This window comes from Flammeovirga pacifica, from assembly GCF_000807855.2.
In the GTDB taxonomy this organism is placed as follows: Bacteria; Bacteroidota; Bacteroidia; order Cytophagales; family Flammeovirgaceae; genus Flammeovirga; species Flammeovirga pacifica.
In genome coordinates this window covers 215,451-240,221 of record NZ_JRYR02000002.1, presented here as the reverse complement: position 1 = coordinate 240,221, position 24,771 = coordinate 215,451, and the positions used below count along the sequence as shown (strand labels likewise).

Genomic DNA, 24,771 nt, shown 5'->3' with positions numbered 1-24,771 from the left:
TTTAAATATCCACCATCTTATAAAATCGATATTCTATCTTTTGTTGGCTACATACCAATATTTAGGCGGTTTTGTTTGACAACATTATAGACAATAGCTTGCCATAGTATTAGTTCAAACCCGTTATCAATATCTTCATTGAAATGATAATCCCAAAAAACTCTTCCTTTTATAGTAATAGTTTATTCCCAATAATTCTCCATTAAATTGTTTCATAGCTAAAATTAAAAAGATCAGTTTTCTGTAATTTAACTTAAAAATACAGTCATAATTACTGATTAACTACCTCCTTATGCAATAGAAATTTCTCTTGTGAAAAAGCCGCATGGGTAAAACAAAAAATGAAACTCAGGTTGAAAATAACTTATTAACGATAAACCTATCGATTATTTAGAAAGTATCACTCTTTTAGGTGTTGCTTAGATATAAAAAATCATCTACATAATATTAAATAGAAATAGAGTAATCTACAAACATATAGTTGAATCTCAAAAAATATTAGGATCATAAATAATGATGGTTTCATCCCTATATAATTTCAGTTTTTTTTAAAGCAGAAATGTTAAAGTTATTTTTTTTAAGTGATTAATACTTATTTACAAATACGGAAATAAATACACATAAATCACTGACTACAATCATATTAACACCTTTTCTTTTAAGTGATAATCACATAAAATACATGATTTTTAACTCTCAGAATCATATTCTATGTTTGTTTTGAGCGAACGTCCAATAAGTGAATTCGCTAATGTATCAATGAACTGAAATGAAGTATTAACTAACATTTTTTGTGCACAAATCTCTTCAAGTAAATACTCAATTCACTAAAATTAATTTCTCTTGTCCAGAGATAACTATTACAGAACAATAATCTATGAAATGTAAAATTACGGCACATACGGTCATTTTAGTGGCTTTATTGTCTCTTTCTATTCAATTTACCGGGTATGCTCAAATCACCAATATTGGGAGTGGTAGCTATACAACAACGTTTCCTGGTACTGATGCAGCAGGAAGAAACAGCTACCCTTCAGGAACACCTCAACTAAGTGAAAATGCTGTCGGAAAACCTGTCCCTACAAATGATTGGTGGTCAACACTTATCCAAAGTGACCATGCATCCAACCTATTCAATTATCCAATTTCCATGAAAACTACCAATGATGGTTTAGTGATGAGCTACATCTCTTGGGGAGTTTTTGATGATTTACTTCCAATTGTTGTAGGTGTAGATGGTTTATCTGCATCAAAAGCTACTGTTGCTGATCATAGTGATTGGACAGTAACGATCGATTGGAATGATGAAACACATCATTTGCAAGCAACAACAGGTATTGGTATGCCTTTCGTCTACTTCACTAAAGGTGATGAAGACAATGCTTCTATCACAATCAACCATGGTACTGTAACTGTTTCTGATGAAATCATTATGGTACAAGATGCCAGAGAAGGTGCAGATTTTGTGATCTATGCTCCTACTGGAAGTACGTGGACTCAAGACGGTAATACTTACACATCGTCTCTAAATGATAAAAATTATTGGTCAGTAGCCATGCTTCCTCAAAGCACTTCAGATGTGGCCACTACTGCTGAAAGTTTCAAGAAATATGCATATGTATTCCCTACCAATACCAATGTGACATGGGAATACGATACTGATGCTTCGTCACTTACAACAGATTTCACAGTCACTACAGATGTAAAAGAAGGTGATGACACAAAGATGCTTTTAGGGGTATTACCTCACCAATGGGCGAATCTTTCTGATGCTTCTACTCAACCAACTTCTACAAGTTATACGACGGTAAGAGGTGAGTTAAAAATGATTGAAGGTAATTCTTTCCAGGTTCAAAATACATTCAGAGGTATCCTTCCAACACTTCCTTATGTCAATAACAGTAGCGAAACTTTCGATGTTTCTTCACTATTATCTAAGGTTAAATCACTAGAAAATGAAGGTTTGTCGGATTGGACAGATTCTTACAATGAAGGGCAAGCGATGAACCGTTTGATTCAGACAGCTAGGATTGCTGATTTAATGGGAGAAACTGATGTTAGAGATAACATTGTATCAACAATTAAAGAACGATTAGAAGATTGGTTATCGGCTGAAAATGACGAAGTAGCCTTCCTTTTCTATTACAACACAGACTGGAGCGCGATGTTGGGTTACCCTGCCGGTCATGGTCAAGATTCTAATTTAAACGACCATCACTTCCATTGGGGATACTTTATTCATGCTGCTGCATTTATGGAACAATATGAGCCAGGTTGGGCAGACCAATATGGCGATATGATCAATTTATTAATCAGAGATGCTTCTTCACCAGATAGAGAAGATGAATTGTTCCCATTCCTAAGAAACTTCAGTCCATATGCAGGTCACTGTTGGGCAAATGGTTTCGCTTCTTTCCCTCAAGGAAATGACCAAGAATCCACCTCTGAAAGTATGCAATTCCACTCTTCATTGATTCACTGGGGTACAGTGACAGGAAATGACGAAATCAGAGATCTAGGTATCTACTTGTATACTACCGAGCAAACAGCTGTGGAAGAATATTGGTTTGATATGAATGAAAGAAACTTTAAAGATGACCAACAATACAGCTTGGTCTCTAGAGTATGGAGTAACAGCTACGATAACGGAACTTTCTGGACAGCAGATATTGCTGCTTCTTATAATATAGAATTATATCCATTACATGGAGGTGCTTTGTATTTAGGTCACAACACAGATTATGTAAATAAACTGTGGAACGAAATGACACAAAATACTGGTGTCCTTAATAAGGTAGATAACCCGAATCTATGGTACGACGTGATGTGGGGCTACTTATCTTTCTCAGACCCGGAAAAAGCATTAGAGCTATACAATGACCATCCTAATCGCCCATTAAAATTTGGTGTATCAGATGCTCATACCTACTATTGGTTGCATAGTATGAATGCTCTTGGTCAGATTGATGTCTCGGTAACTGCCGACTATCCAATGGCCGTTACTTTTAACAAAGATGGAGACAAAACATACGTTGCTCACAACTACGGTACAGAAGAAATCACTGTAAATTACTCTGATGGATACTCATTAACCGTAGCAGCAGGCACAACTGTTACCAATAAAGATGTAGAAATAGAAAGTCTTTTAGAAAGTAGCTTCAAACAGGCCGCCGTGAATGGTTCCATCGAACTTTCATTAACGGTTACTGATGCAACGCCTTCCAAAGTTGAATTCTATGACAATGGAAATAAAATTGGTGAACTAAGTAATGCTCCCTTTACCTTTAAAGCTGAAAAATTAACAGCCGGCGAACACCGTTTTTACACAAAAATTCATGTAGATGATGCTGTGGATGTTTCTAACATTATCACGGTGGTTGCCGGTCTTCAGGTTCCTTTCAATAACGAGGTGAATGTTATCCCTGGTACTATTGACGCAGGTAACTTTGATGAGTTTGAAGGTGGCGTAGGACAAGGAATCACTTATTTCGATGCCTCTGTATACAATGAAGGTAATTACAGAAAAGACGAATATATTGATAATGTCGCTGATGAAACAGAAGGGGCTACTGTAGGCTGGACTTCTGCTGGAGAATGGATGGAATATACTATCGATGTTGAAACAGCAGGATTGTACAACTTCACTTACAGATACGCGAGTGCAAATGCCAACGGAGGCGGTCCTTTCTACTTATCACTTGATGATGAAAAGATCTCTGAAGATATCGAAGCAGGTTCTACAGGCGATTGGGGTACTTGGGCATCTGCTACTGTAAATGATATTGCATTTACTCAAGGACAACATGTTTTAAGAGTTTCTTTCTTAGGTGGTGAATTCAACTTAGGTAGAATGAGCTTTGAGCGTGTATCAGATCTTCCTTACGATGTTCCTGTAGCCGATGCAGGCGAGGATCAAGTAGTAGACCTATCTGCAGGAGCCTTTACACTGGATGGTTCTAATAGTTCTGATTCGGGAGACAACGACCTGACTTACTTATGGACTCAGGTTTATGGTGAAAGTGTGATTGAATTCTCTGAAGCTACCTCAGTAACGCCATCACTTACAAACCTTGAAGAAGGTGAATATTTGATTGCCTTAACTGTTGATAATGGAGGATATTCAAACACTGATTACATCAAGCTGATTGTCACTACAGATGGAAAAATAGCACCAACAGTCAGCATTACTTCCCCTATGGCAGGTGATGAAATGTTTGTAGACAACACCACTACTTTAACCGCTGCCGCTAATGATATTGACGGTGAGGTAACTTCTGTTGAATTCTTTGTGGATGGTGCTTCTATTGGTGTTATCTCATCAGCTCCTTTCGAAATTGAATGGACACCTACTGAATTAAAAGAATACGCTATCTACGCTTTGGCAACAGATAGTGATGATAAAACGGGTACAAGTGCATCGGTAACGATCACTGCGGTAACAGCACCGTCTTGTTCAGGCACAAGTGATAATGGAGATTATGATTTTGAATTATCAGATGATAGCGAAAATCCTACTCTAACATTTATTCCGAACCAATCAGGAATGGGGGCGCCAACTTGTATCTTATTCTTATCAATAAATGGTGGAGGTTTTGGTGGTTACAATGCCACTCCGAACGAGCCTTTCCCAATTACTGCTGCCAACGGCACACAGATCACATTCTATTATACATACTCTCACCCTGAAGGTGGAGAAAGAAATACGTCAGCTACACCAAACACATTTATTGTTGGAGGTTGTGTCAGTACACCTGTCGATACGACAATTCCGACAGTAGAGATTGTTACACCAACACCAGGTGCTTCATATAAAGAGGGAACTAACATTTCAATTTCTGCTAACGCTGGTGATGAAGATGGTACTATTCATCAAGTAGAATTCTTTGTAAACGACGCTTCTATCGGCATCGACAATGAAGCACCTTATTCTATTTCTTGGGATGTAACAAAAGGTCAGCATATAGTTACTGCTGTAGTTACTGACAATGACAATAAGACGGCAACTTCTAAAGAAGTGAAAATTTCAGGAACTTCAGCAAATGCTTGTTTTGAAGGTACGGTTGCTAACGGAGATTTTAGTTATGAATTCTCTTCAGATACTGAAAATCCAACACTTACGTTTTTACCTCTAATTGATGGTTTAGGTGACAATGTCTTGATCTTATATTATTCTGTAAATGGTGTTGATAAAGGAGGACACAATGCTACACCAAGTGCCCCTTTCCAATTAACAGCAGAAGCAGGTAGTGAAGTTACTTTCTACTATACTTACTCTCATCCTGAAGGGGGAGAAAGAAACACCATAGAAGATAAACAATCATTTACTTTAGGAAGTTGTGATGATGCCGGTGGAGATGATCCTACCTTAACAATCTCAGGTATATCAAAAGATAAAAGCTATGTGATTGGTCAGGATATTGTGCTATCTGCTGAAATCTTAAATGCGGTAGAAACAGTAGTATCAGTAGAATACTTTGCCAACGATGTAGCTATCGGTACTTCATCTGAAGCACCATATACAGTGACTTGGCCTTCAGATCAATCAGGTAATGTTGCTATCAGTGCAATTGTTACTTTCGAAGATGCTTCTTCATTATCATCTACAGCATTAACGGTATCTATTGGTAATATTTTTCCTTACAATGATATTGCTGCAACTATCCCTGGTAGTATTGAATCTGGACACTATGATGTTTTTGAATTCGGAAATGGTCAGGGTATTACATACTTCGATCTCGTAGAATACAATGAAGGCAACTTTAGAAAAGAAGAATTTGTTGACGTTGTCTTAGGTGAAGATGAAGGACCAACAGTAGGTTGGGTTGGTGCAGGAGAATGGTTAAGATATACAGTAGATGTTACAACTTCTGGTACCTACTCTTTCACTTTCAGGTACGCATCTGACAATTCAGAAGCTAGAGGACCTTTCTATTTAGAAGTTGACGGAGCGAATATCTCCGGTAATATTTCTGTGGATGCTACTGGCGGATGGAATACTTGGGAAAGTAAGACCGTTGAGAACTTATCACTAACGAAGGGTGAACATGTATTGAAAGTTTATTTTGTTGGGGGTGACTTCAACTTAGGTAAAATGACTTTCGACCTTACTGAGGAGATCAGTAATAATACACCTACTGTTACTTTAGGTACATCAGACAATCAATCAACTTACGAAGTAGGAAGTGAAATCACCTTCAATGCTACTGCTGAAGATAAAGATGGATCAATTGCTAAAGTAGATTTCTATGTTAATGATGCATTGCTCTCTACGGTTACTGAAGCGCCTTATACTTTCAGCTTTACAGGTGATACTGAAGGGGAATATACTGTAAAAGCTATGGCGACAGACAATGATGAGTTAACAAATAGTGCTCAGGTAGTTGTGAATGTTGTAGACAGTAGCGTAGAAAATGCTTTGCCTACGGTTTCATTAGCAACAACAGACGATGCAACAACTTATGTTCTTGGAGCAACAGTCACATTTACAGCAAATGCTTCTGATGAAGACGGTAGTATCACAAAAGTTGATATTTATGTAAACGATGAATTGATCCGCTCGCTGATTTCTGCACCTTACGAATTAGACTGGACAGCAACTGCTACTGGAACTTATGAAGTAGAGGCTATTGCTACAGATGACCAAGGAGAAACAGCTTCGGCACAGATGAGTATCGTGATTGAAGATGAATCAGACATCACAAGCCTAGAAGATGAGCTTACAACTGTTGCTTTTTACCCCAACCCTGTGAAAAATATTCTTGTACTTGATTTACCTGAAAGTGATCAAAACATCAATATTATTAATCTAGAAGGTAAAATGATTCGTCAGTTACTACACCAAAGCAATCATGTAGAAATTGATTTCCAATCATTCCAATCGGGAATTTACTTCATACAGATTCAAGGAGAACAGGAGTTCAATCAAATTAAAGTGATTAAACAATAGTTTAATCGTCATCAATAGTACGATTAAATAAGGACGACCGATATAAAATAAGAGGCTGCTGAATAACTTATTATTAGTTATTCGACAGCCTCTTATTTTTTTATAGTAGTTGAATAATTATCATTATTGCTAGTTGATTCTTGTAATTTTAAGTAGAAAAAAAGAGCTAGTTTGTAATAACGATATATTTTCCTTGTGTTTGTAATTAAACTAGAGTGTCATTTAATAAATAAATGACCATAAACCCATAACAATTACACCCATTACTCCTGCAAGATATAGTGTTTCTAAATACAATCTTGCTTTCAATTTAAGTGAGTTTTTATTTACCATTTCAAGATATTATTTGTTATAAAATATAGTTGTAGTACTATTGAAGACATATGAATATTATATTCTGTCATTATATTATTCAATTTTAACATACTCTAACAAGTTGAATATATTACAATTACATATATAACAATTGATAGTTACCTCACCCTAATCATTATCATTTAATTTAACTAATAGTAAATTAATATTACTTTTTTTAAGAGGCTTAAGACTCAGATTAAGATTCATAAATAACTTCTTATTTATTTAAAAAATCATGTGTAGAATAAAATAACTCTCCATCTTGATGTATGCCCTCTATTTCTATAACATAATCTGTGGTCTTATCATCAGTATAAAATTCTATTTGAGCTTTACCTAAGGAATCGAAAGCTACGTTAGGAATCCAATCTAAAGTAATTCTATGATCAGGTTTTATATGCTCTTCTTTTTGGACATCATATTTTGGTGTGTAAAATTCCTTACCCATGTAAAAGCCTGGATGTTTAAACGAGTTAATACCATATACTGTATAATTAGGAGATAAATTTCCTGTATTGGAATACATTGCTATTAAACCATTACTTGAATTCATATAAATAGATGCTTCTATGGGATCAAGAATTTCTATAAAACTAATATCAGATGCCATAAGAGACTGGAGTTCGTACATATCTACAGGAAAGCCGTCTAAGATGATTGGTAAAGTTTGATCTAACTCACTCACTTGACCGTCTTCATCCATACTCAAAGATGCCCCAACACCACTCACACCTGCTCTTCTTAATAACATAGATGCCCTTGGTGTAGTTTGTAAGTATTGCCACATATTCATGCCTGCCATTGTATTTTGATCAATTACAATAGTTGTTTGTGCATTAGAATGTAATTTACCTGGACGATCAAACTCACTTCGATCAGCTTCATCAAATATTTCAATTTCATCTAATATTATGGTCTTAGTATCAAAGGCTCTATTAATTTTTTCAATTTCTAGAATTTCCTTCTCATAAGCGGCTAAAGCATTAAAAGTTGATGTGAATTCTTGTGTGGATTTAGGATAAATCACTGGAGAATCAACACCGTATAAGGATATATCAACATTCTTATTTTCAGTAGTTTTCGCTCTTTTTACATTATACTTTTTAGCAGAAAACACAAATTCTGTTGTATCATAAAATACCATTCCTGTAAAAGTAAATTGTCCTTCATCGTCGGTAATGACCTGATCTACGAATGATTTTTCACTACTTAGACTGGTCATCGTAATCTCTGAAACTCTAATTTTGTCTTTGTTCCAGATACTACTTGTTTTCCCTAGAATGGATATTCCTCTCTCAGGAAGGTAATCCATCTTCAAAGTGTCCTCAAGGTGATTCACCCAAAGTGGTTTTTCATATCCTTGAGTAATCATCAAATTATCTATTAAATGAGACTTTTCTTTAGAAAAATCATCAAAATACCATTTAGGTTGTTCGATGTTTCCTTTGATTCCTTCTTTGAAAAGCCACTCGGATTCTAAGGTTTTTTCTTTTACACTTAAATCAATAAGGTTCTTATCCAAAATAGTAACAGAAGCCTCTGCTAATTTCGCCCCATTTTCGTTGGAGGGTAATGTGATGTCTAAGGTTACTTTTTCTCGTTTTTTATAAGCGGGTTGATCTGTCTCTAAAACAGGTACTTTTGGAATATATTTAAATGATTTACGCTCTAAAATTGGTTGAGAATTTTTATCAAATAAAGTGAAATTGACTATACCATTTTGAATATTATCCATAGGAACTTTAATTCTAATAGATGTATTTGAAGTAGTACAGTCAAATCCAAATAAAGGATTTCCTCTTTGAGAAGTCAATAAAAATGCTCCTTCTCCTAATTTACCATCTGTAGATATTACCTGAACCACCCATAAATCATCTCTAGAATTAAATACTTTTAGGGTTGTTCCTTGCAGTTCTATTGAAGGTAAAGGATATTTTTTCGGTTGGTTTTTATGTAGATCTTTATTTAAAATAGCATAATAGCTTTTGCCTGACTCTGGCATCAACATTAGACTTCCCATACCTAAATGATCACTACTTACCTCTTCAACTTTAGTTCCATCATTATCAAAAACAGTAGCAGAGAAATCTTGACCTAATCCATTTTCATTCAACAATTTAAAACCTATTTTTGAAGGAACACCCGCTACAAGATGTCCTGCCTCAGCAAAAAATTGAAGATCATAATCTTGTTGATACCCATTAGAAGATCTATCAATTATTTCTTGATTTTCCGTTTTTGATGCCAACTCCTCTCTTCTATTCTCCATATCTATCTGAAATATTTTTATGTCTTGTTCGTAAAAATACTTCATCCCGAAATTTCTCATCCAATTGGTATAAGCCCTTAGTTGGTAAGTACCCTGTTCCAACTCAGTACTCAGTTTAAAATCACCATGATTGTGTTCACCATCCACTCTGATAAGCTTTTTAGAGATGATTTCATTTTTGGGATCTATCAACTCTACATAAACTGTTTTACTTATTTGACGGAGAAAGAAAGTAGAAGCTTCTCTTAAATAAGCTTTATAATATATATTTTCTCCCGCCATATAGTAAGGCTTGTCCGTATGAACGTAAATTAACTCTTTTGAGAAGCTAATTTTTTGATCTTTCATTTTTTGAATCAGTTGGTCGATTGGTTTAACTTCAGAGAAGTTAGTCATCAATAGCGTTCCAACTGAGAAAAAAAGGAGCAGTAATACTTTTTTCATTGAAGTAAGTTAAATTCGAATAGTTGTAATCAACTGGTAGTCACACCAATAAATTTATTTATGTCTTTGTCCGACAATTTACAATTTATCGCAAAATAATTTATCTATTCTAAGAATTTATAGGAATATATTATAGGATTTTAGCACTAATGTAACTTGGTACTTTATTTGTCTAGTCAAAAACAATGAAAGGTCAGATAACTACTAATCGATAATCAATGAAATTAAAACTATTACTTATTATTAGTTGTATTTTAATCGCTTTCTTCTCTTGTGATAATTCATTTCTGATCTCAAATAAGGAAATTGAAAAAGTGAAGGTATTCTCTTATGAGAATCATTTAGGCAGCTTCCAATACACACTATACAACGACGCTTCATTTACACAAGAATTTCTAACGCATACTATTAGTAAAATAGATGGGGTATCTTCCACCTCTTATCAAATATATAAAGGGAATTATTCTGAGGCGGACCAACTGTATACTTTTAATGTTTCTTCTTTAGATTATCATTCATTTCAATTGTTTTCTAACGATTCTAAACCAATTCTTAACCAAGGTTTTTTTGATTTAAAAAATACCTATCAAGAAACATTTAATGAAGATTCTCCTTATCAAAAAAATAATGATTTAGCTTTAGAACAACGTTATAAAACAATTCAAAAATCAAAATCATACCATGAACATCTAACTTTAAATAGTGATTGAGTTGATGATTTGTAACACCTCTTTCATCTGTGAAAAAGTAGGAATTCCTTTTTGCTGAAACTTACTTGCATCATGTCCTTTATCAACATAAGCTAAAACCTGAAAACCACCATTTATAGCTGCTTCAACCCCAGATAAGCTATCTTCAATAACCAAACAATCTTGAGGAGTGAAACCCAATTGTTCAGCTGCATGAATAAATAATTTAGGATTTGGCTTCCATGCTTTTAAGTCATAAGCACTAAACATCCTTCCATCAAAATATTGTATTAAACCTGTTGTTGTAAGGTTTAATTTCATCTTTGTCATTGGTCCGTTAGAGGCAACCGCAAAGGGTACATCTAATTGAGCAAGTACCTCTTTAATACCTTCAATAGGTTGTATTTCTGATTGGAAAGCTGCAAAAGTTCTCTCTCTAAACTGCGTTTCAAAATCTGAAGGTAATGCTACTTTGTATTCGTTTTCTATAGCTTCTAATATCTGATTAAATGCTTTTCCTACAAATTTATCCAATGCTTCCTTATAGGTCATTGTAGCTCCATATTTTTCAAAAAGCTCTATAAATACTTTCATAGTGATAGATTCACTATCTACTAAAACACCATCGCAGTCAAAAATTATAGCTTTCACCCTCTTCATAATAGTAAGTTTGTTTTGTTGATGTAAAGATATACTTTTTTTAAACTAGGCATTATTGATAGCAGAAAGTTTTCGATTTTATCAATTGATATAATTCATGGATATTTGTCAAATTTTAAAATTGATAGTGCTTTTAAAGATGATTCTACTCTAATAAACATAGAATAAATTAAACTTCTTTCATCACCAAGTACACAGTATAAGTGAAGTAAAAACCAAACAAGATAGCCGCTTCCCACCTGTCAATTTTTTTACGTTGACCTGTTAGCATAGAGGTAAATAAAAAGAGGGTTCCTCCAATCAAAATATACATATCTATATTGAATTTTGGATTGTATTCTATAGGATGAATAAAACTACTGATCGATAAGATCAATAAGATGTTGAAGATATTAGAGCCTATTACGTTACCAATAGCAATATCACTGTTCTTTTTTGATGCAGCGACAATTGAAGTAACCAACTCTGGTAATGAAGTTCCTGCAGCGACAATTGTTAATCCAATTACCTTTTTACTTACTCCTAGCATATTGGCCACTTCCACACTATAGGATACCACTAATTGTCCTCCTATTACTAAACCACTTAAACCTAAAGTGATCAAGAAGAATATCTTTTTAAAAGACATCTGATCTTCAATGACAATATCAATTGATTGAGGATCTTGTTTGACTTGATTGAATACGTAAACTAAGAAACAAACAAAAAGGGTAATCAAAATTAAGGCATCCCACCTACTTGAATATGTTGTTCCTTCAAAAACAAAATCGTTAAATAGGAACAATAATAAAATTGTAATACCTAAAGAAATTGGTATTTCTTTCCAAGCAGTTGATGACTGTACCTTTATCGGAAAAATGAAGGCCGATAAACCTAATATAATGAACAAATTGAAGTTATTACTTCCAATAATATTCCCTAAGACAATATCAGAATAGCCATCAGAAGATGCTATACTGTTCACTACTAATTCTGGTGCCGAAGTACCAAAAGCCACAATCGTTAAACCAATCATAAGGTCTGACACATTGTATTTTTTAGCTAGAGCCGACGCTCCATCTACTAAGAAATTTGCTCCAAAAATTAAAGAAACAAACCCCACTATAATTAAAAATATAGGTAGTAACATTGCATTATTATTTAAACTAAAAGGATAAACGAGTACCTATATATTTAGTTTCCTTTTTCTTCTTAATTTAACAGGGATATTGATTATTTCTTTTATTGCTAAGTATTGATCAATAAAAATGCTGTCCTATCATTTCAAAAAATGGATGAATTTCTTCGATTTTGATTGTTTTAGGGGGTATTCTAGATCAATTGAACGCAAGAATACATTTATTGGATTTTTAGCAATGCATTTTAATGGGACATCTAATTTATTTGTGATATATATGTTGAATATCATAAATAATGAAATGAAAAATAACTTAATCTTTTTAAACCTACTTTTATTGATAACTCTTTGGAGTTGTTCTACTCCCAAAAAAGTCGGGCAAGAAACCCCTCAAAAAAAACCTAACATTTTATGGATTTTTGTGGAAGACCTTTCTCCTTATATAGGCAGTTATGGAGATTCTATCAACAAAGACCATACACCCACCATTGATCAAATGGCGTCAAATGGTGTCTTATTTGAAAAAGCTTATGCCACTGCTCCTGTATGTTCAGCCTCAAGATCTGCTATGATCACAGGTAAAATGCAAACAACTATTGGAGCACATCAACATAGAAGTAGTCGAACTACAGACGGAGAAGTTGTACCAGAAGAATTAAGAATCAATTTACCTCAATATATTCAACAAAGTGTTCCTGAAATGATGAGATCAGCAGGCTACTTTACTTTTAATAGTGGTAAAGATGATTACAATTTTCATTACGATAGAAGATCATTTTATAGTGTAGGTAATAAAGCAGATTACCAAACAGGAATGAACGGGTGGCAAGGTAATGCTGCTGAACATCGTTTGTCTTTTACAGAAGATACATGGAATGCTAGAAAAGATAAAGATCAACCTTGGTTTGGACAAATTGAATTAAAAGGTGGCAAAGAGCAAAAAACGAAATTACTGAAGAAAGAAGATATTCTAGGTATAAACGATGTACCTCTACCTCCTTATTTCCCTGAAGTGGAAAGTCAAAAAAAGGCGTGGGTAAAACATTATAATAACATCAGAACAACAGACATTAAAGTGCAACAAATCTTAGATTTATTGGCTAAAGATGGTGAATTAGAAAATACTATTGTCTTTTTCTTTTCTGATCATGGAAGTAATACCTCTTTAAGACATAAGCAATTCTGCTACGAAGAAGGTGTTCATGTACCATTGGTTATTCAAGGAAATCATCCTTATTTAAAAGCAGGTGTTAGAAGAAAAGATTTAGTTTCTTTAATGGATGTTTCGGCGACTACTTTAGCTATGAGTGGCATTGAAATACCTTCTTATTTTGATGGTCAAAACTTATTTGCCAAAGATCATAAAGAAAGAGAATATGTTATTGGAGCAAGAGATCGTTGTGATTTTACGATTGATAGAATTAGAACTGTAAGAACTGACAAATACAGATACATCAAAAACTTTTTCCCTGAACGTACTTTAATGCAGGCTAGTTATAGAGATCGTCAAAAAGTGGTAAAAGACATGCACAAGTTGCATGAACAAGGGAAATTAACTGAGTATCAAGATCAATTTTGGTTTGGAAAAAGACCTCAAGAAGAATTGTATGACTTAGAGAAAGATCCTTTCCAAATTAACAACTTGGCACTTCAAGCTGATTACCAAAAAGAATTAAAAAGACATAGAAACATTCTTAATGATTGGATAAAAGAAACAGATGATCAAGGGCAATATCCAGAAAAGCCAGCGATTTTAAAAGCAACTTATGACCTTTGGAAAGTGAAACCTCAGTTTAAAGATGCAGATGAGGTCAATCCAGAATATAAGCAATTCATGTAATCGAAGATGAATTAAAATATTAGGCTGTTTCAAAGATTTGATATTGTATCAAATTATTTGAAACAGCCTTTTTTTTACTCAATTATTACCTTTTGATTATGTGTCATCAAAGCTCCTTCTTGAATCTCTAATAGATACATTCCTTTAGCATCATTATTTACATCAATGGTGATTAACCCCTCCTGATCATTAGTATCTAGATTGATCACTTTTCCATTTTCAACATTTATCATTTTAAAATGATGATGAAGTTGATAGATATTAGTTAATAAATCTTTAATGGTAAATAACATAGATTTATTAGGTGTTTTTAAAGTAATTAATTAGATTCGTGTCACAATATTTGTTTAAACAATAAAAATACTCTGAATCAAAAAAATGAAACTATTCGAAAATTACTCTCTAGGTAATATCCCTTTAAACAATAAAGTCGTGATGGCACCATTGACACGTTCACGGGCCATCAACAATATTCCTGATGAGCTTATTGCTGAATATTATGAACAAAGAGCATCAGCAGGACTAATTATTACAGAAGGCACCGCCCCCTCTGCCAACGGATGTGGATACCCTCGTATTCCGGGAATCTACAATCAAGCACAAATAGACGGTTGGAAAAAAGTAACAGATGCTGTACATGAAAAAGGAGGTAAAATCTTTATGCAACTAATGCATACCGGAAGAGCTTCTCACCCTGCAAATATGGAAAAAGAAGCAAGAGTTTTAGCCCCTTCAGCAATTCAACTAAGCGGAGAAATGTGGACAGATTCTGAAGGAATGCAACCCTATCCTGTTCCAGAAGTAATGACAACAGAAGATATACAATCTACCATTCAAGAATATGTTGATGCTGCAAAAAATGCCATTAAAAGTGGTATGGATGGTGTAGAACTACACAGCGCAAATGGTTATTTAATGGAACAATTTTTAACACCACATTCGAATCATAGAACAGATGAATATGGTGGATCAATTGAAAATAGAAATAGATTTATTATTGAAATATCTCAAAAAGTTGCAGATGCTATCGGCCCTGAAAAAGTAGGTATTAGGGTATCTCCTTACGGAGTCTTTAACGATCAAGGTCCTTTTGATGAGTTGAATGAACAATACAAAGAGTTAATTAAAGCTTTGAACTCTATCGGACTTACTTACATACATGTTGTAGATCATGAAGGAATGGGCGCTCCTAAGGTTCCTGATAGTATAAAAGAGGATATCCGTTTAGGTTTTAAAAATACTTATATCGCCAGTGGCAATATGACAAAAAGAAAAGGAGAAGTAACTCTAGAAGCTAACGAAGGTGATCTAATTGCCTTTGGTAGACCTTATATTTCCAATCCTGATTTAGTTCATAGATTAAAAAATGACATTGAATTAGCTGCTCCAGACTTCGATACTTTCTACACTCCAGGAGAAAAAGGTTACACTGATTACCCTACAGCTTAAAATGAAACATACATAGGCCATTTTTTCTCTTCTGGGTGAAAAAATGACCCACACTTTTCTAAGTGTTAAGCGACAGCGTCACTTCAAACTTATTTATTGAATAAGTTTACAATTTTTACTAAAGGCAATAAGCAAATACGTAATCCAGAATTTGATGGAGTTTTTACTACTAATTCTATGAAGGAAAAAAACTTAATACTTCTAACAGTGGAGGGACCCATCTTCAATATTCATAAAAAACCCTTACTACAGTTTTAAAATGCAGTAAGGGTTCATTTTTTCGGAATTTATGATTGACTGGCTTGACCTTGTTCTTATTATATGAGTTACATACTCATTCAAATGTAAGTTTGGGGTGACGCTAGCGCTTAATACCCTGAACAGTAGTGGGTAAGTATTAGTAAACACAATACAGATTGTTTCCTACTTGTGGGGTAGATTGGCTTGTTTTGTTGTTATAAGTTACAAACTTATACAATTGGACAGTTCTAAGTAACGCCTACGGCTTAATACTTAAAACAGTGGGGAAAAAATAGATGATCAGCCAATTAATAAAATTGAGGAATTACTGCCAGTGAAGTAGTATTTAGCGGGATGGGCGACTGCTTAAAAATAAAATCAAATATGAACAAAAGTTTGAATAATAAGAATGTAGTTTTTTATTTTTACATTTCAAGATGATAAAAAAGCAACTCTAATCAATCTAACTATGTTAAAACGAACAATACAAATTATTTTAATCTTATCAATAGCGTATTTTTTACAGTCCTTTGTTACGATTAACACAAATGAAATAATTGAAAATAAAGGCAATGATTTGGCAAAAGATCTTTTGAAAGGAAGGGTGAAATCAATGAATAATTATTGTTATGTAGCTGTATATTTAGATGGTAAAATTATAAAAGGAGGAAGATACCGTTATCCTCACTTAGGTTCTGATTATATTACAAAATATAATATAGATGGTAATACAGAAGAATATACATACTATGCTTCCAATGATACTTTAAAGGGGCAGACATGTTGTGAATACAACATTAATGGGAAACTTGTGCAGGTTTTAGATTATGATTCTGAATACCAACTTTTTTCTAAAAAAATATATAAGTACGATGCTCAATCAAACCTGATAGAAGAGAGTTATCTACAGGGTAAGAAATTACTCAAACAAATAAAATACAAATACTCAAAGAGAGGGAAACTAATAGAAGAAGTTTTTAAAGATCAATTTTCTAATGGAAAAACAAAATATGTATATGATGCTAAAACTGATTTGAAAATTGAAGAACATTACTACAATAGAAAAGACAGTTTATATAGTAAAGCAAAATTCACCTATAATGATAATAACATCTTATTAGAAAAAGCAGTCTATCAATATGGCAAACATTATAAAGGAGATGTGTATACATATGATGAAAACGAAAATCTGATAAAACACTTCGATTTTTCTAAAAACTCTACCATCGGATATGAACATACAAACACCTATAAGTATAATGAAAAGAATCAAAAGATAGAAAAAAAGTTAGTGTCTGCTAATGAGCTACGGAATCATATTATTTACGAATATGATGATGCTGGAAATGTAATTAAAGAAGAAATAATTGTTGATAGAGGTTCAAAAGATATTACTAGGAAGACATTAATTTCCTATGATAATCATGGTAATTGGTTAACTAAAACATACTTCGAAAATCAATTACCATATTACATCCTTGAAAGAGAGATTGAATATTACAAGTAGCAAAATTATGAGTAATCTTATTTCAAAAATATCGAATATTTAAACACCAAAATATGAAAACTAAACTTCTATTTCTCTTATTATTCTTTATTTATGTAAAGATATGAGTATTAAGCGACAGCGTCACTTCGAACTTATTTATTGAATAAGTTTACAACCTATAACAACATTTCAACTTTTACAAAAGGCAATAAGCAAATACGTAATCCAGAATTTGATGGAGTTTTTACTACTAATTCAATGAAGGAAAAAACCTGTCTTTGAAATTGTACTATTTTCATTGGTTTTTTCTGATTTTTTGTAATTCCCAATATTTATCAGACAGCCCTAAGCTTTCATCGGTTAAAAAGAAAAACTCGTTTAACAACTTCATTTTTTGAAAAATATACTTGTTAAGCAATTGTTCTTTTAAACTATCTTTTATTTCATTCAATACCTTCTACTTCACATAAATGAATAAGAAGTGATCTAATGCCCTTTTTTTGTGCAAAATAAAATTAATTCAATCGTTCGATTTTATTAACCAATCAAGTACAACCATATAATTATTCAATCGTTCAAATAATTATTAAAAATAACATCATTTATTCTGAATTAATCATGAAAAAGAATTTTATCACCATCTTATTTTCCTCAATGCTGCTCTCTTTCTTTACCCAATGTTCAGCGCCGGAAACTTCAAAAGAAGAAATAGTCCGTCCTGTAAAGTTGATGACAGTAGCCCACGAGGGTTTATTTAATGCAAAAGTATTTCCTGCTAAAACCAAAGAAACCAAAGAATCTACTCTAGCATTTAGAGTTGGAGGACCTTTAGTAAAATTAAATGCAGAAGTTGGCCAAAGAATAAAAAAAGGGCAACTCATCGCAGAAATTGATGATCGTGACTTTTTAGTAGATCTTGAAGCTAAAAAAGCAAAGTTTATTCAGGCAAGAGCTGAAGAACAACGTTTTAAGGGTTTGCTTAAAAAAGAATCTATACCACAGAACGAATACGACCAGAAGTTGGCGGCATTCTTAGTTGCAAAAGCGAGTTATAATGATGCTCAAAATGCTTTGAAAGATACAAAAGTGTTTGCTCCTTTTAGTGCAGTTGTTTCAGAAAAATTAGTCGAAAACTATCAAGAAGTACGTGCAAAACAAGGAATTGTTAGTCTACTAGATTTCTCTAATACAGAGGTGAAATTTAATATTCCAGAGTCGTTTGTAAAATTTATCGACAAAGTAGACTCGTACTCTGTGAGTATCAATGCTTACCCAGGTAAAGTTTTTAAAGCTTCACTAAAAGAAGTAGGAGCACATTCAGAAGATGCTTCTGGATTTCCTATCTACTTGTTTCTTGATGATGCCAAAAAATATAAAAATACCTACCCTATTGGTTCTGGAATGACTTGTAAAGTAGAATTAAAATTAAAGTCTACTATTAATCAAGATGATTTTTATTTAATTCCAATTCATTCAATCGTTCAATCAAAAGGAAGTGATGCAGTCATGATTTATGATGAGGAATCTCATACTGTAAAAAGTCGTCGAATAGTATTAGGAGATCTAAAAGGTCACGATCAAGTACAAGTTCTTTCAGGTATTCAAACAGGAGATCAGATTGTAGAAGTAGGTGGTCATCTATTAACAGATGGACAAGAAGTAAGAGTACTTGATTTCAATCCAACGACATCTGAAATAGCAAAACAATAAGACCATGAGTATATCACAATATGCAATTGAAAATAAAAAAGTAATACACTTTTTTCTAGTGGTATTACTTGTAGCTGGAATTAGCTCTTTCTTCAGCTTAGGTAAACAAGAAGATGCTCCTTTTACTATCAAACAAGTAATTATTACCACTGAATACCCAGGTGCTTCTCAATGGGAAGTGGAGGAATTAGTGACAGAAGTAATTGAAAAAGAACTTCAAAAAGTAGGGCATTTAAAACAAATCAAATCAGAATCAAGAAGAGGTATTTCTCAAATTGATGTAGAGATTGTTCCCAACTATAATCCCAATGAATTACAACAAAAATGGGATGAAATCAGAAGAAGAGTTAGAGATGCTGAAATTAATCTTCCCGAAGGCGTAGGTCCTGTTAACATCAACGACAATTTTGGTGATGTAATGGGCATGTATTATGCATTAACTGCTGAAAAAGGAATTGATGCAACAACGCTAAGAGATTATGCTATCTATATTCAGAAATCGCTAAAACCTATAAAAGGGGTTTCAAAAATAGAGCTGTATGGTGAACAACAACCTGTTATTAATGTTGAGATTGACCAAAGTAAATTAGCCAACCTAGGAATTAGTCCAGAATTGGTATTTGAAACCATCCGTAAGCACAACAAAATTGTAGACGGTGGTACATTTAATATGGGTAGAAGCAATTTAAAAGTAGATGCTACCAATGCTTTTAAATCGTTAGACGATATTAAGAATTTGATTATTGATAGTAATCATCGTCAATTTAAACTAATGGATATTGCGGAAGTTTCTAAAGGCTTTCAAGATCCTGCAGACGTTTTGATGAGAGTAAACGGGAAACCTGCGATTGGTATTGCTATTGCTAACGAGTCTGGACAAAACATTGTCTATACGGGAGAGAGTGTCAACGAAAAATTAGAAAGTTTACAATCTACAATTCCAGTGGGATTAGAACTTGTAGGGTTGTACCATGAAGATGAGGTAGCACAAAATGCCAATATGGACTTTATCGACAACTTAATTATGTCGGTAGTTATAGTCGTGCTTATCCTTGTGTTTGCGATGGGTGTTCGCCCTAGTTTACTAATTGGTAGTAGCTTGGTTTTTGCCATTGTCACCACTCTTGTTTTTATGGAACAAATTGGGTTGACATTAAATCGTACCACTTTAGCGGCAATTATTATTGCTATGGGTATGCTCGTAGATAATGCTATTGTTGTTGCTGACAACGCTATCAATGCCATGAAAAAAGGCATGAGTAAAAAAGAAGCGTTGGTAAAAGGGGCTTCTATCCCACAATGGGGTTTATTTGGAGCCACATTTATTGCCATATTCTCTTTCCTTCCGTTGGCATTAGCTACCGATGATACAGCAGAGACTATCCAACCTTTATTTTATGTTCTTTCTATTTCATTACTATTAAGTTGGGTATTTGCCCTTACTCAAACAGTAGTTTATGGTGATTTCATGTTGAAAAAACCAAAAGAAACATCTGATCCATATAGTAGTAAATTCTTTAAAGCATATAAAGCTTTTATCGAAAAACTAATTGAAAGAAGATGGTGGAGTATGACGGGTGTGATCGGTATTTTTATTGTATTTGTGCTATGGGGAAACAGTGTTAAACAATCGTTTTTCCCATTTGTAGAAAAACCGTTATTCAAAATAGATTATTGGTTACCAAATGATGCTCCTATCAACTTCACATATGAAGATACTAAGCTTTTAGAAGATTGGTTATTGGAACAAGAAGAAGTTAAAACAGTATCCATTACAATAGGAAGTACTCCTCCAAGGTATTATCTGGCATCAGTGTCATGGTCTAATACTCAAAATTTAGCGTCATTCTTAGTTGAAACTCATGAACCTGGACAGGTTGAAGCGGTATTAAATCGAGCTAGAGAATATGCTGCTAATAATTTACCTCAAGCCATGACGGTGTTCCAATTCTTTAAGGCTGCTCCTACTCCAAGAGCAGAATTAGAAGCTTGTTTTATGGGACCTGATCCTAAGGTTTTAAGAGAATTGGCAGAAGAGGCTAAAAGAAGAATGAGAACAGTAGCCACTGCACAAAATGTAAGAGATAACTGGAGAGAAAAAACACCTTATTTACGTCCTGTATACTCGGAAGAAAAATCAAGAAGAGCGGGAGTAGATAAAGCAGATATTGCCACAGCCACTCGTATGATGCGTGAAGGTGTAAATGTGGGAGAGTATCGACAAAGAGATAAAAGAATGCCCATTTTAGTCAAAGATATTGACCGAGCATCTTATGATAATAATAATTTAGGAACTATTCCTGTCATCAATAAAGATGGAAAAACCATTTTGATGGATCAATTAATTGATACCTATGATGTAGGTTTTGAAGAGGCTTGGTTATGGAGATTCAATAGACAAAGAATGATTGCAGCGCAATGTGATGTTGAATTTAGTTTTGAATCACCGGAGGTAGAAGAACAAATAGTGCCTTTAATTGAAGCGATGGAGTTACCAGAAGGATATACTTTATTCTGGGATGGTTTAAAAAGATATCAAACACAATCTAACGAAGCCATTTCTGCTCCTCTACCTATTGCTGGTATATTGATGTTAGCAGTCTTGTTGATTCTTTTCAAAGGATTCAGAAAGCCATTAGTCATCTTAGGAATTCTTCCATTAATCTGGGTAGGAATTATTCTAGGCATGAAAGTCTTTGGACAAACCATTGGATTTATGGCCATCCTAGGTTTACTAGGATTGATAGGTATGGTCATTAAAAATGCGATTGTGCTGGTAGAACAAATAGAAATTGAAATCAATAATGGATTGAGCGAATATGATGCACTCATTATGTCGGCTCTATCAAGAACAATACCTGTTGCCATGGCTGCTGCTACCACTATTTTAGGTATGGCCCCTATCATTACTGATCCATTATTTGGTGGTATGGCTGCAGCAATTATGGGTGGATTATTTGCCGCAACATTAGCCACGCTAATCGTTCTTCCAATTTTATATGCCATTTTCTTCAATTTAAAAAAGCCTCAACTATCATGAAAAAATTAATAATTTCCATGTTGATATTCTTGGGTATTGGTCTTTCGGCCAATGCTCAGGACATCATGAACCTAGACCAGTATAGAGAGAAAGTGTTGAATTATAACCAAGACATTCGATCGGCCAAAATGGGTATTAATGCTGCAGATGAAATGATCAAATCTGCAAAGGCAGATAAGGGTCCTAAAATAGATGCTGGGATTAAATACAATTACACCGGACGTCCATTTGACCCAAGTAATTTAAAGCCAGCAGGTGCCCCTGCCGATGAATGGTTACCGGTTCGACATAATTATAATGCGAATGTGACGATACGCCAGGATATTTTTAATGGTGGTCGTGTAAAATCTCAAATCAAGTATGCTGAGTCTCAAAAAGAAGCACAAATAGCTTTGACAACGCTAACAGGAAATGAATTGGTATTTTATGCAGATCAACAATATTGGGCGGCTGTAGGTCAGAAAGAATATTTAGAACTGACCAAGCAATACAAAACATCTGTTGAAAAATTAGTGAACGTAGCTTCTAATAAATATGAGGCTCAAGTGGTAAGTAAAAACGATGTTTTGATGGCTCAAGTGAAGTTGAATAATGCAGATTTAGAAGTCTTAAAAGCTGAAAATAGATTACAGGTTTCCATTATGTCCCTCAATAGATTAATGGGTATTGAAGTAAAATCCCCAACTATGGTGATGGATTCGATTACTTATTCTGAATTTATTTTTGAAGAAAATGGCATAGTGGATTTAGGTTTGACACAAAGAGCGGAACTTCAACAAGCTGAAGCTGATATCCGTGCTCAAAGTGCCTTAAAAAGTATTACTGCATCTAAATATAAAGGCCGTATGCATGTGTATGCAAAAGGTTTGTACGGAGCCCCTTCTCCTCAATTAGGTCAAAATATGGAGGGCAACTATTATGCTGGTGCCGGTTTTGCCATGCCTATCTATCATGGTGGTAAGAAAAAACGTGAGCTTGCCGCAAGACAAATCGCTACTGAACAAGCCATTCTTCAAAAAGAAAAAATGACTGATCAAGTAGTTTTAGAGGTCAATCAAGCTAAATATTTACTAGAAGAAGCTGCTAAAAGAGTGGAGTTAACTCGTAATTCTTTAGCCAATGCTGATGAAAACCTTCGTTTAATTACAGATCGTTACGAAGATGGACTTTCCCCAATTATTGAAGTAATCAATGCGCAAATAAGTTGGCAACAAGCTTATGCCGATTTCATTGATTCTAAGGTTCAATACAACATCAATCAATCTAATATGTTGAAAGCTGTTGGAGAACTTTACAAAAACTAAAGTAAACACATCCAATTACTCTTAGCCGTTATCTATGTATTTAGATAACGGCATTTTTATTTTCAAATTTTATTTTTCTTACATGCTTTTCCGACAGATTAATATACTCTGTACTCCATTCTACGTGTACACATAAAAAAATATTATTATGAAACATTTATACATTTACTCCTTTCTATTACTCTGCTTATCAGCCTGTAATGAAGAAATATTAGAAAACCCTACTACCGATGTCACTACAATTAGCCAAGTTGGCGATGCGGTAGCCTTTGAGGTAATTATGGATGAAAGAAATTTATTAGATCAAGGGATAACTAGCATTAGACATGGAGGCACCTCCTATTATATTGGATATCAACAAGTAAGTAGTAATAATCAAAACCCTATACTCTCTAGGTATGATAACGGAATTTTAACTTGGTCGAGAACTGATTATGAAACATCTGATGATGATAATAAAGGATATGCCTTAGTCTGGGATACTGAAAATAATTTATATGCAGTATTTAGTTGTACAGGAACACAAGGTGATGCAACTGATGATTTTCGTAGGTTTGCCTCTAATGGATGGCTAAGCAGTTATGGGCAAGGCGGTGGAAAAAAAATTGCAATTGTAGCTAAAATCAACACAATGACAGGAGATATAGAATATGCTACATTTTTACATGCAGAATTAAGCAATGGCGATAGCAATAGTATGAATGTAACTTCTTTAGATTTTGATACAGAAGATAATGTGATTGTGGGGGCAAACTCTTGGTTTTCGCCTAGAAGAATTGATAAGGTAAAAATGGATTGTACCGGCGATTCTGCCTTTGAATATTCAATAACTTTTACATCGAATTTATCTAGCGCTTTATCAGCTACAGCCAATGGGTGCCAATAGTTTGATAAAATTGATTGCGAGGGGGAAACTTTCCCCTCGTTTCAAAAAAATGAATTTTATAATATGAATCGTTGTATACAATAGGGCTTAACCTAATAAATATTTATATCCTTCACTAAATAGCATATATAATGGATTTTGCTCATCTAAAGGAAGAAATACACCACTTCCATAAAGCATAGCAAAAGCTAAGACAAAACTAAAACTAACAAAGGCAATCATTTTTTTAAATGTTCGGAGTAAAATAAAGTCTTTCATGATTAAGTTGATATTTAAATACAGATTATTCTCTATCTAATATCAGATTCATTCAAATGTCACTATACCTCTA

14 protein-coding genes are annotated in these 24,771 nt (G+C 33.9%); 9 read left to right on the top strand and 5 right to left on the bottom strand.

All coding sequences use genetic code 11. The features are described from left to right. Positions 1-877 precede the first annotated feature (877 nt). Positions 878-6,946: an Ig-like domain-containing protein gene (locus NH26_RS20235; protein ID WP_052431758.1), complete on the top strand. Its 6,069-nt coding sequence runs from the start codon at positions 878-880 to the stop codon at positions 6,944-6,946. A gap of 574 nt (positions 6,947-7,520) precedes the next feature. Here the strand turns inward: NH26_RS20235 and NH26_RS20230 are convergent. After that, positions 7,521-10,016 carry an MG2 domain-containing protein gene (locus NH26_RS20230; RefSeq protein ID WP_139263210.1) on the bottom strand — a complete coding sequence of 832 codons (2,496 nt, stop codon included), beginning with the start codon at positions 10,014-10,016 and terminating at the stop codon, positions 7,521-7,523. Between the two features lie 218 nt (positions 10,017-10,234). Here NH26_RS20230 and NH26_RS20225 point away from each other — a divergent pair, with 218 nt between their 5' ends. Continuing rightward, positions 10,235-10,726: a hypothetical protein gene (locus NH26_RS20225; protein WP_044217884.1), complete on the top strand. Its 492-nt coding sequence runs from the start codon at positions 10,235-10,237 to the stop codon at positions 10,724-10,726. Here the strand turns inward: NH26_RS20225 and NH26_RS20220 are convergent. Both NH26_RS20220 and NH26_RS20215 read right to left on the bottom strand, forming a co-directional pair. Beyond that, positions 10,712-11,365, bottom strand: coding sequence for an HAD family hydrolase (locus NH26_RS20220; RefSeq protein ID WP_044217883.1), 654 nt, complete (start codon positions 11,363-11,365; stop codon positions 10,712-10,714). The genes NH26_RS20225 and NH26_RS20220 overlap by 15 nt on opposite strands. A 169-nt stretch (positions 11,366-11,534) precedes the next feature. Then, entirely contained in the window at positions 11,535-12,494 is a 960-nt protein-coding gene (locus NH26_RS20215) for a calcium/sodium antiporter (protein WP_044217879.1), read from the bottom strand. Positions 12,495-12,612: 118 nt separating this feature from the next. Here NH26_RS20215 and NH26_RS20210 point away from each other — a divergent pair, with 118 nt between their 5' ends. Further along, entirely contained in the window at positions 12,613-14,322 is a 1,710-nt protein-coding gene (locus NH26_RS20210; RefSeq protein ID WP_242427361.1) for a sulfatase family protein, read from the top strand. Between the two features lie 74 nt (positions 14,323-14,396). Here the strand turns inward: NH26_RS20210 and NH26_RS20205 are convergent, their stop codons facing one another. Then, a complete protein-coding gene (locus NH26_RS20205; RefSeq protein WP_044217876.1) occupies positions 14,397-14,615 on the bottom strand; it encodes a T9SS type A sorting domain-containing protein in 219 nt (72 codons plus the stop codon). 85 nt (positions 14,616-14,700) lie between these two features. On the opposite strand from NH26_RS20205, the gene NH26_RS20200 reads away from it, so the two are divergent. The 6 genes from NH26_RS20200 (at position 14,701) to NH26_RS20175 (ending at position 24,440) form a co-directional block, all read left to right on the top strand. After that, complete coding sequence (locus NH26_RS20200) at positions 14,701-15,771, top strand: alkene reductase (protein WP_044217874.1); 1,071 nt, start codon at positions 14,701-14,703, stop codon at positions 15,769-15,771. A gap of 709 nt (positions 15,772-16,480) precedes the next feature. Beyond that, entirely contained in the window at positions 16,481-17,518 is a 1,038-nt protein-coding gene (locus tag NH26_RS20195) for a hypothetical protein (RefSeq protein ID WP_044217871.1), read from the top strand. Between the two features lie 600 nt (positions 17,519-18,118). After that, entirely contained in the window at positions 18,119-19,210 is a 1,092-nt protein-coding gene (locus NH26_RS20190) for an efflux RND transporter periplasmic adaptor subunit (protein ID WP_044217870.1), read from the top strand. Between the two features lie 4 nt (positions 19,211-19,214). Then, positions 19,215-22,250, top strand: coding sequence for an efflux RND transporter permease subunit (locus NH26_RS20185; RefSeq protein WP_044217868.1), 3,036 nt, complete (start codon positions 19,215-19,217; stop codon positions 22,248-22,250). Further along, the gene (locus tag NH26_RS20180; protein ID WP_044217865.1) at positions 22,247-23,554 is read left to right on the top strand and encodes a TolC family protein; all 1,308 of its coding nucleotides are present in this window, start codon (positions 22,247-22,249) and stop codon (positions 23,552-23,554) included. Before NH26_RS20185 ends, NH26_RS20180 begins: the two co-directional genes overlap by 4 nt. Positions 23,555-23,702: 148 nt before the next feature. Next, positions 23,703-24,440, top strand: coding sequence for a hypothetical protein (locus NH26_RS20175; protein WP_052431757.1), 738 nt, complete (start codon positions 23,703-23,705; stop codon positions 24,438-24,440). 87 nt (positions 24,441-24,527) lie between these two features. Here the strand turns inward: NH26_RS20175 and NH26_RS25505 are convergent, their stop codons facing one another. After that, positions 24,528-24,698, bottom strand: coding sequence for a hypothetical protein (locus NH26_RS25505; RefSeq protein ID WP_158021984.1), 171 nt, complete (start codon positions 24,696-24,698; stop codon positions 24,528-24,530). Between the last annotated feature and the right edge of the window lie 73 nt (positions 24,699-24,771).